11 protein-coding genes and 1 pseudogene are annotated in these 9,599 nt (G+C 66.3%); 7 read left to right on the forward strand and 5 right to left on the reverse strand.

Annotation, left to right across the window (positions count from 1 at the left end):
• Together WAN02_RS01530 and WAN02_RS01535 are read left to right on the forward strand one after the other, a co-directional pair.
• Positions 1-398, forward strand: a pseudogene (locus tag WAN02_RS01530) (TetR/AcrR family transcriptional regulator); the annotation flags it as partial.
• Between the two features lie 22 nt (positions 399-420).
• Positions 421-1,194 carry an SDR family oxidoreductase gene (locus tag WAN02_RS01535; protein WP_422262175.1) on the forward strand — a complete coding sequence of 258 codons (774 nt, stop codon included), beginning with the start codon at positions 421-423 and terminating at the stop codon, positions 1,192-1,194.
• A 76-nt stretch (positions 1,195-1,270) separates the two neighbouring features.
• On the opposite strand, the gene WAN02_RS01540 is transcribed toward WAN02_RS01535, so the two are convergent.
• Positions 1,271-2,158 (reverse strand): alpha/beta hydrolase, encoded by an 888-nt coding sequence (locus WAN02_RS01540; protein ID WP_422262177.1) that lies wholly within the window; start codon positions 2,156-2,158, stop codon positions 1,271-1,273.
• 46 nt (positions 2,159-2,204) lie between these two features.
• Here WAN02_RS01540 and WAN02_RS01545 point away from each other — a divergent pair, with 46 nt between their 5' ends.
• Positions 2,205-3,557, forward strand: coding sequence for an FAD-binding oxidoreductase (locus tag WAN02_RS01545; protein ID WP_422262179.1), 1,353 nt, complete (start codon positions 2,205-2,207; stop codon positions 3,555-3,557).
• Here WAN02_RS01545 and WAN02_RS01550 read toward each other — a convergent pair.
• A complete protein-coding gene (locus tag WAN02_RS01550) occupies positions 3,554-4,090 on the reverse strand; it encodes a TetR/AcrR family transcriptional regulator (protein ID WP_422262181.1) in 537 nt (178 codons plus the stop codon). The genes WAN02_RS01545 and WAN02_RS01550 overlap by 4 nt on opposite strands.
• 145 nt (positions 4,091-4,235) lie before the next feature.
• On the opposite strand from WAN02_RS01550, the gene WAN02_RS01555 reads away from it, so the two are divergent.
• Positions 4,236-4,874, forward strand: a complete 639-nt coding sequence (locus WAN02_RS01555) for an SDR family NAD(P)-dependent oxidoreductase (RefSeq protein WP_422262183.1) — start codon at positions 4,236-4,238, stop codon at positions 4,872-4,874.
• Positions 4,875-4,895: 21 nt separating this feature from the next.
• Here the strand turns inward: WAN02_RS01555 and WAN02_RS01560 are convergent, their stop codons facing one another.
• The 3 genes from WAN02_RS01560 to WAN02_RS01570 are packed head-to-tail and all read right to left on the reverse strand — an operon-like array spanning position 4,896 to position 7,037.
• Positions 4,896-5,711, reverse strand: a complete 816-nt coding sequence (locus tag WAN02_RS01560) for a thioesterase family protein (RefSeq protein ID WP_422262185.1) — start codon at positions 5,709-5,711, stop codon at positions 4,896-4,898.
• Positions 5,708-6,556: an SMP-30/gluconolactonase/LRE family protein gene (locus WAN02_RS01565; RefSeq protein WP_422262195.1), complete on the reverse strand. Its 849-nt coding sequence runs from the start codon at positions 6,554-6,556 to the stop codon at positions 5,708-5,710. Before WAN02_RS01565 ends, WAN02_RS01560 begins: the two co-directional genes overlap by 4 nt.
• Positions 6,549-7,037: an SRPBCC family protein gene (locus WAN02_RS01570; RefSeq protein WP_422262187.1), complete on the reverse strand. Its 489-nt coding sequence runs from the start codon at positions 7,035-7,037 to the stop codon at positions 6,549-6,551. The genes WAN02_RS01565 and WAN02_RS01570 overlap by 8 nt, the downstream gene beginning before the upstream one ends.
• Positions 7,038-7,163: 126 nt before the next feature.
• Here WAN02_RS01570 and WAN02_RS01575 point away from each other — a divergent pair, with 126 nt between their 5' ends.
• The 3 genes from WAN02_RS01575 to WAN02_RS01585 all read left to right on the forward strand — a co-directional run.
• Entirely contained in the window at positions 7,164-8,084 is a 921-nt protein-coding gene (locus WAN02_RS01575) for an LLM class F420-dependent oxidoreductase (RefSeq protein ID WP_422262189.1), read from the forward strand.
• A gap of 47 nt (positions 8,085-8,131) precedes the next feature.
• Positions 8,132-9,013: an acyl-CoA thioesterase gene (locus WAN02_RS01580; RefSeq protein WP_422262191.1), complete on the forward strand. Its 882-nt coding sequence runs from the start codon at positions 8,132-8,134 to the stop codon at positions 9,011-9,013.
• Positions 9,014-9,018: 5 nt separating this feature from the next.
• Positions 9,019-9,599: acyl-CoA dehydrogenase family protein (locus tag WAN02_RS01585; protein ID WP_422262193.1), on the forward strand; the 581-nt coding region annotated here is incomplete at its 3' end.

Raw genomic sequence — 9,599 nt, forward strand, 5'->3', positions numbered from 1 at the left:
CCGTACGGCTGCTCGATCAGATCGCCGCCAACCCGGAAGGCGCGGCGGTGTACTTCCAGGAACAGCCCTACATCACCGAATGGTTCACCGAGGAACAGGTCGCCGCGGTCCGTGAGAAGGAAACTCAGGTCTATGAGCATGTGCACGGTCTGATCGATCGTGGCATTGCCAGCGGCGAGTTCTACGAAAGCGACTCGCACGTCCTGGCGCTCGGCTACATCGGGATGACGCTGGGCGCCTACCGCTGGCTTCGGCCGAGCGGGCGCCGCAGCGCCAAGGAGATCGCCGCCGAGTTCAGCACCGCCCTGCTGCGGGGTCTGATCCGCGACGAGGCGGTCCGGGTGCAATCACCGCTGGGCGTCGGGACCGACATCGGTACAGCCGCCCGTCGTTCCTGAGCCGTCGCGGAGACTGATCTCCATGACTGACATGTTTCGGCTGGACGGAAAGGTCGCGGTTGTCACCGGCGGCGGCCGCGGCATCGGCGTGATGATGGCGCGCGGGCTGCTGCAAGCGGGAGCGACGGTTTATCTGTCCAGCCGCAAAAAGGCCGAGCTGGACGCCGCCGTCGCCGAATTGTCGGCGCACGGACCGGTAGAGGCCATTCCCGCCGATCTGGGCACTACCGACGGAGTGCAGGCGCTGGTTACCGACCTGGCCGAGCGGACCGACGAGGTCCACGCGCTGTACAACAATGCCGGCGCGGCATGGGGTGCGCCGTTGGGCGAGTTTCCGGAATCCGGCTTCGACAAGGTCTTCAACGTCAACGTCAAGGGTGTCTTCCTGCTGACCCGCGCGATGGTGCCGATGCTCACTGCCGGCGCGACCGACGGCGACCCGGCCCGCGTCATCAACACCGGCAGCATCGACGGGATCGTTCCGCCCGGGCGCGGCCGGGACAACTTCTCCTACAGCGCCAGCAAGGCCGCGGTCCACATGCTGACCCAGCACCTGGCCGGGGAGTTGGCGCCGAGGATTCTGGTCAACGCGATCGCGCCCGGGCTCTTCGAATCCCGGATGACCAAAGAGCTGTTCCGAGCAGGTTCGGACGCCGTCGGTTCGGGCTTTCCGCTCGGCCGCATCGGCCGGCCCGACGACATGGCCGGCATCGCGGTATTCCTGGCCAGCCGGGCCAGTAGCTACATCACCGGCGCGGTGATCCCGGTGGACGGTGGCGTCAGCATCATCCGCTGAAGGTAGTTGCGCGGCTGTCCCCCCACGCGGGAGGTGCCCCCACCTCATCGCGATGCGCGCTCTGCATCGTCGTCCGCTAGGCGGTCAACAGATTCCGCTCGAGAAACTCGAGTTGGTCGGCGAGCACGCGCTCGAAGGCATCGCCGACATAGATCTCGAAATGTCCTTCGGGGTAGCGCTTGATCTCACCGCGGGGTGCCGTGGCCGCGTAACGGCGGGTCGGACCTGATGGCGCGATCGTGTCGGTTTCGCAGACGCAGAACAGGATTGGGCAGGGCACCTTCGCCGCGAGCCGACCCGGTCGGTACGGCAAGAGCTTCAAGCCAATGCGCGCGGCGACCTCGTTGCGCAGCTCCACCCCGTCGGGCACCAGACCCAGGAAGCCGGGGTAGGCGTCAGGGGCGGTCATCAGCGCGACCTCGCCCGGAAGCCCGGCGGTCGGCACCATCACCGGCGTCCCGCCGAAGCGGGCGGTGATCAGGTCGCGCGCCGCCAGCGCCGTGAGGCGGGCACTGATCAGCGGGTCCACCGCACCCAGGGAGGCGACGCTGTCGGTGAACGGGCATTGCGAGACGACCGCCGCGATTCCTGGAAGCTTTGCCGCGGTGGCGATTACGTGACCGCCGCTGAACGAGGTGCCCCACAGACCAATTCGATTCGGGTCGATCCCGGGCAGCGTGCACGCATATGCCGCCGCAACCATCCAGTCCTGCAACTGCATTCGGATATCGAGAAGTTGCCGTGGCGCCCCTTCGCTATCGCCGAAGTTGCGGTAGTCGAACACCAGGCAGGCGTAACCGGCCTCGCAAAAGCGTTCGGCGTAGGCATCCAGTCGCATCGTGCGGACCGCGCCCAGCCCATGAGCCATCACCAAAAGCGGTGCGTCACCGTCGCTCGCCGGCCGGTACAACCACGCGCTGATCCGGTCGCTGCCGGAGTTGAACCAGACATCCGCACGCTGCATGACACTCATCCTGCATGGTGACTCGGCGATGTGATAGACCCACAGCATGGCCGCGAGTGTGCTGCAGCAGGTGTCGTCGCTGGTAGGGGCGAACTATGTCAGCACCGATCCCGACGTACTGGACGGCCGCAGCGTCGACCACACCGGCCGCTACCGGGGCCACGCGAGCGCCCTGGTGCGTCCGGGATCGGCCGACGAAGTAGCCGGCGTTCTGCGGCTGTGCCGCGATGCCGGAATACACGTGACGATCCAGGGCGGCCGGACGTCGTTGGTTGCCGGCACCGTACCCGAACATGACGACGTGTTGCTGTCAACCGAAAGGCTCAGCGCCATAGGCGATGTCGACACCGCAGAACGTCGTATCGAAGCCGGGGCAGGGGCCACCCTGGCTGCGGTGCAGCGCGCGGCCGACGCGGCCGGCCTGGTGTTCGGCGTCGACCTGGCTGCCCGCGACACCGCGACCGTCGGCGGCATGGCATCGACCAATGCCGGCGGTTTGCGCACCGTGCGTTACGGCAACATGGGCAACCAGGTCATCGGGCTGGACGTTGCGCTGCCCGACGGGTCGGTGGTACGACGCCACTCGCGGGTGCGGGCCGACAACACCGGCTACGACCTGCCGGCACTGTTCGTCGGCGCCGAGGGAACACTGGGCGTGATCACCGCACTCGACCTGCGGCTGCACCCGGATCCGCCGCATCGGGTGACCGCGGTCTGCGGCTTCGACGATCTGGCCGCACTGGTCGACGCCGGCCGGTTGTTTCGCGACATGGACGGCATCGCGGCGCTGGAACTGATCGACGGGCGGGCCAGCGCACTGGCCGAGGAGCATCTGGGAGTGGCCCCGCCGGTGCGCGGCGAGTGGCTGCTGCTGGTGGAACTGGCGGCCGACCTCGATCAGACCGAACGCCTGGCCGACGCGCTGGAAGGCGCGCAGACTTTGGGCGAGCCCGCGGTGGGCGTTGATCTCGCTGCGCAACAACGGCTTTGGCGGTCTCGTGAATTGTTGGCCGAGGTGGTCGGATTGTTCGGACCGCCGCTGAAGTTCGACGTGTCGCTGCCACTGTCGGCGATACCGGCGTTCGCCGACGACGCCAAGGCGCTGGTGCACCGGCATGCGCCCGACGCCGTCGGGGTGTTGTTCGGGCATATCGGCGAGGGCAACCTGCATCTGAATGTGCTGCGCTGCAGCGACGAGCAGGAGCGCGATCTGTACGCCGCGATGATGGACCTGATCGCGGAATGCGGCGGCAACGTCAGCTCCGAACACGGAGTCGGCAGCCGCAAACGCCGCTACGTCGGCATGTCACGCGGAGCCGCCGACATCGCGGCGATGCGAACCCTGAAAACGGCGTTCGACCCGACCGGCTATCTGAACGCCGCGGTGCTGTTCGACTAGCCGGGACCCTTGATGCCGACCGCGTGCCGCAGCTGGGCTAGGAACTCGTCAGCATCGTCGCTGCGGATCATGTAGTGCGAGAACGCGACTCGGATCGCGGTAGCCGCCTTGACCGCGGCATTCGGACCGGGGATCAACCGCTGCAGACCATCGCGCATCTGCGGGATGACGTTCGAGAACTGGCTGATGACATGTTCGGGCTCGATGTCGACCATCCGCACACCGGTGTAGGAATGCTGGTACTCGACGATGAACCGCAGCGCCGCGTCGAGCTTGTCGGTACCTTTGAGGCCGGCGGTCGCCCGGCCCATCCCGCTTTCGAATGTCTGCCGTTCGTATTTGGAGAATGCCGAAAGCAGGTCCTCTTTGGACGCGAACCAGCGGTAGAGCGTCGGCCTGGATACCCCGGCCTGAACTGCGACGTCGGACAGACTGAGCTTCCGCTTGCCGTTACGGCCGAGGACCTCGGCCGTGGCAGCAAGAATCCGCTGCTGCGTCGAGGCGTCGCCCTCGAGGGTCGGAGTCTGCTCCATACACCAAACTTTACAAAATAAACCCGAAGTGTCACGCTGTTTTCGTGTCACTGCCATGTTCCCCGGCCAGGGTTTTTCCGGCCCCGCCCGAGGTGGTCGACCACCAGAGTTTAGCCGGGCAGACCGAGATTGATCGGTGTCCGTGGTGAGCGAGTCCAGGACGGTTGTCATCACCGAAGCCTCGTCACCGGTCGGCTTGGCGACGGCGGCCCGGTTGGCGGCCAGTGGGGACCTGGTGTTGATGGGCGCCCGACGGACCCACATCTGCGAGGAATTCGCTGCCCGTCTTCGGTCCGAAGGCGCTGCGGTGTTCGCCGCCCACCTGGATCTCGCGGACCCGCTTTCCATCGATCGTTTCATGCAGGCCGCCAACTACCTGGTAGGTGCCGCCGACGCCCTGGTCAGCAGCGCCGGTATGGCCGACAGATCCTGGGTCGGCGCGCAACACCTTGTGGCGCAACTCGTTACGCCGATGATCGACAGCGGCCGGGGTGACGTGGTGCTGCTCAGCCCGGAACTGATCGGGGCATCGCCGGAGGGCGCGCATCGGATGCTTGACGCGTGGGTCAGTGGTCTGGACGCCGAGTTCGTCGGGACCGGAGTGCGAGCCTCGGTCGTGCGATCGACCGGGCATGTGCCGCCTGACGACGTCGCCCGCCTGATCGTCGCGGCCATCAGCGCATCGGATCGGATGCATCTTCGGGTCGTCGATGTCATCCCACCCGTCCCCGTCGGCGTCGAGATCGACGCCAGCGTGGTAAATCGCGGGAAAAGACTGCGCTAGCGTCGATCTCGACGCAAATGACTAAGACCCTGGCCGTCGGCGCACGAGCACCGACTGCTGAATACTGCCCACGGCGCCGGCCTCGTCGAACAGGGTGCCCACCGTGGTGCCGATCCCGTCCGGTCCGTAGTTGGTCTCGGCCCGGATCCCGACCCATTCGCCGTCGGGGATGCGGTGCACATGCACGACGAGGTCGTTGTTCAAGAACGTCCACTTGGTGATGTCGATTTTGGAACCGATGCCGTTGGCGCAGTCGGCGACCGCGAACAGCCGCTCCAACGGCGTCATCGTCTCGCCGTTGACCAGGTCGGCCGTCGGCTTGATCCAGGATTCTCCAGGGCCCTCGTTGAGCGGCTTGGTCAGCCAGCGCCAGTCCAGGCTGTGCACGTAGTTGCGATCGAAGTTCTTGGCGAGATCACGACTGCGCGCCTCGCTCCGCGGGGCCGGCAGCGCGGCGGCGACGTGTACCAGCTCGGTGGTGTCGAGCTGTTGTAGGCGCCACCCGGTGGCTCGTGCCGTCGGCCGGGGCTGACCGTCGGGGCCCACGGCCAGCGTCTCGGCGCTGATCAACTCGATCTGCTTACCGGGACGCTCGACTTTCGAGCGGACCCACATGTCGCCGTCGGCGGGCACCGGCCCCAATAGGTCGATGGCGACGCGGCTCAGCCGGGTGTCGTCGCGGCCGGCGCAGCGTTCCAGCGCGCGGACCAGAAGCGCCGACACCGGCGCGGCATGCTGGATGGCCGCCGTCCAGGTGCTGCGCACAAGGTCTGTGGCAGTGAACTTTTCGCCCAACGGGTCGGCGTCATCGACCAGCTCGTAATAGGAGTCTGTCATCCTTCACCTGTCGCGCCGGCGCCGGCGGCGGGAGTATCCACGGTCACCGTGTCGAGCCGGGACAGCCGGGTGCCGATCAGGCGCTTGGGATAGGCGTCGCTGCTCGACAGCATGAACAGCGTGCGGTCTGCGGATCCGCCGAGCATGCAGGCGATCGCCGCGCGATCACCGATGTCGATTCGATGCGTCACGTGCCCTGTACCACCGCTGCCTTCAATGCGCTCGAACTGGTGCGCCAGCGTCATCGCCGTCCACACGCCGCCCTCGGCATCCAGGCAGATGCCGTCCGGCGGCCCGTCCAGGCCATCGGCGAAGACTCGTCGATCGGACAGCGCGCCGTCGGCGCCGATGCCGAACGCGGTCAGACGTCGGCCGATCGACTCAGCGACGATCAGGGTCCGGTGGTCGGGGGTGATGGCCATGCCGTTGGGGAAGTCAAGGTCGCGTGCCACCACGCTGGCCCTGCCGTCGGGATCGACCCGCAGAACGACCCCGCCACTGAAGGCTTGCGACCCGATGTAGGCACGGCCGTGGCTGTCGACGACCATGTCACCGAGGTCGGCCGGCGCCAGACCGCTCAAATCGGCCACGGTGTCGACGGTTTCGCCGTCATAGCGCAGCAGCCGACGGTCTTCGGTGGACACGATCAGCAGCGAGCCGTCCGGCCGGAACCCCAGACCTGACGGCGAAACGCCGGGCAGCGCCAGCGTGGTCATCGATCCGCTCAGGGTGACGGTATGCACGGCTTCGCCGAGCATGTCGGAGAACCACAGCAAGCCCTCGAACCAGCGTGGGCCTTCGCCGAAGCAGAACCCCGTCGCCAGCGGGGTCAGTCCCTCAACCATTGCCGTCATCAAGGGCATCCAATTCTCGCGCGATCGCCTGGTGGTAGGCATCGATCTTGGCGGGGTTGACTTGCTGGAACAAGGCGTCGGGCAGCGGGGCGTGTTTGTACGCCTCGATGGTCATCGTGCGGGTGAACAGCGTGACCTCTTCGCCCGGCCTGCTGAACTGGTACTGGACCGTGATGCGTCCTTCCAAGCCGCCGTTGCCATCGCGGTGATGGCCAAGGGGCCCAACGGAACTGAACATCCACAGCTTGGGCCGCGTGGCGATCGCCAGATGCCAGGTAAAAATCCGATCGCCGTCGGGGCCGGACTCTTGCCAGGTGTCGCCCACCTTCAACGGCAGTTCCCCGGGCAGGTTCGTGATGTGCGCGCTGCCGGGATAGGTCTTGGGCCAGTTCGCCGGGTTGGTGACGAAGTCGTAGATGGTCTCGGGGGAGCGAGCGAAGGCCGTTTCCGAGCTAGTGGTCACGATGCCCAACTGGGTCGCTCCTTTCCGGCGGTGAACTGACCAGCCGGTTGCCCGGCTGGCTTTACAGATTATCGTATAAATGTCACGCGGTATTTTGCAGGCACGTCGTCGGCGCTCAGCTAAGGAAAGCGGCAGATGAAATTCACCATCACCTACCCGATGCACAGCCACCCGTACAACCCGGAATTGGTCATCGGTGACGGCATCGCCAAGGTGGCCGTAGCCGCCGAGGCTGCCGGTGTCCACGGCTTCGGGTTCACCGACCACCCTGCTCCCACTCAGCGCTGGCTCGAAGCCGGCGGACACGACACGCTGGACCCGTTCGTCGCGATGGGTTACGCCGCAGCCCGCACCACCACGCTGCGGCTCATTCCGAACATCGTGGTACTGCCGTACCGAAACCCGTTCGTAGTGGCCAAGTCTGGCGCGACGTTGGATCTGCTGTCCGGTGGCAGGTTCACCCTCGCCGTCGGCGTCGGCTATCTGAAGCGAGAGTTCGAAGCGCTCGGCGTCGACTTCGAGGAGCGCGCCGCACTGTTCGATGAGGCACTCGACGTGATCCGGGCCATCTGGACCACCGACGACGTTACCTTCGAGGGCACGCACTTCAGCGCCAAGGGGATCACCGCGCATCCCCGACCGCTGAGCGATCCGCATCCCCCGATCTGGATCGGTGGCAACACCGGGGCCGCCCGGCGGCGGGTCGCCGAGAAGGGTGATGGTTGGTGCCCGTTCGCGGCGCCCCCGCAGCTGGCGCAGACCGCGCGCACCGCGGCGATGGATTCGATGGAAGCGCTCGCGGACGGCATCGATGACCTGCGGCGCCGACTCGACAAGGCAGACCGGGACCCCTCGACGATCGATATCGTCTTCGGCAATTTCGAAGGGGGCAGCCCGGCCCACGATGACTTCAACGCCGATGCCTACCTGGGCGGGCTGGAACGGCTGGCCAAGCTCGGCGTGAACTGGGTGCAGGTGGGTCTGCCGGGCGACAGTCTGGCGCACGCCCTCGAAGTCCTCGACCGTTTCAAGATCCAGGTGATCGAGGCTTCGTGACGAGTGCAACGCTTTACAAGTTTTTGCGAGAATGTCATTCTCGCTAGGTGACAACAGACTCTGAGCAGACGCACTGGTCGGTCGCCGGCCTCCTCGACTTATTCGACGCACGCCCCGCCGACGACGGCCGTTTTGTCGCCGATACCGGCATCGCCGCCGAGGACGAACGTCAGGTCGTGGAAGGCACCCAGGTGCTCGCACAGGTGATCGTCGCGGTGGCCAAACGATTTCCGGAGAAGTCGGTGCGCTCGGTGCACGCCGTGTTCGCCCGCGCTGTGGTGGTCGGACCCCCGGTCGAGTTCGACATCGACGTCGTCGCCGAGGGCCGTTCGACGGCGACCGCGGTGGTCGGCGTGACGCAGGGCGGCCGGCGCGCCATCACGGTGACGACGCTGCTGGATGTGCCGTCCGACGACGTGATCCGCCACCACCTGCCGCGTCCCGACGTGGCCGCGCCCGCCGACGCCAATGACGGGGCGATGCCGATGGCCGGCCGGGAACTGCGACTGGTCGACGTGGTCGACGTCAACAGTCCCGACGAGGTCGGACCACCGGAGCTGTACGCCTGGCTGCACTATGACCCGATCCCGGCCCGCGACGACCTGGCCAAGGCGCTGATCGCGTACTTCACTGGCCACCTTGGCATTTCGACGACAATGCGCGCCCATGAGGGCATAGGTACCGCCCAGTCGCACCTCACGGTGTCGACGGCGCCGATGACGATCTCGGTGAGCTTCCACGAGCCGGTGTCGTGGACCGGCTGGCTGCTGTACACGCACGAGAGCACTCAGGTCGGTGCGGGCATGTCGTATGTCCGTGGCGCAGTGCACACCGAAGAGGGCGACCTGATCGCGTCGTTCGCCCAGGACGCGCTGATCCGCCCACTGCGTACCACCGACGCCGCGATCAAAACCGAAGCGCGGCTGTAACAGTCATGGATTTCGCATCCGTCGAACTGTCTCCCGACGACCGTGAATTCCGCGATCGGTTGCGGTCATTCCTGGTTGATGTCGTCACCGACGACGTGATCCGCCGGGACCGTGCGAGTGGGGAAAACTTTGATGAGGGTGTGCATTTGGCGCTGGGCGCCAAGGGCTATCTCGCATCCGATTGGCACGACGAATCCGACGGCGGATTCAGCGCGCTGCGCCGGCGCATCTGGGATCTGGAGATCGGTCGGTCGCACGCACCGTGGTTCCACTGGGGCACCACCGCCGTGGTCGCGAAAATGGTGCGCGAGTTCGGACCGCCCGAACTCACCGAAGAGGTGTTGCCCGGCGTGCTGTCCGGCGAGATCCGGCTGTGCCTTGGCTACACCGAACCGGAGGGCGGCTCCGATGTGGCGACGTGCAAAACCCGTGCTGTCCGCGAAGCGGATGGATCTAGCTGGGTCATTAATGGCTCCAAGATGTTCACGTCCAACGCGCACAACGCGAAGTACGTCTTCCTGCTGACCAACAGCGACCCGGATGCGCCAAAACACAAGAACCTGACCATGTTTCTGGTGCCGCTCGA

Origin of the sequence: Mycobacterium sp. (genome assembly GCF_049281135.1) — a bacterium.
Classification (GTDB): Bacteria; Actinomycetota; Actinomycetes; order Mycobacteriales; family Mycobacteriaceae; genus Mycobacterium.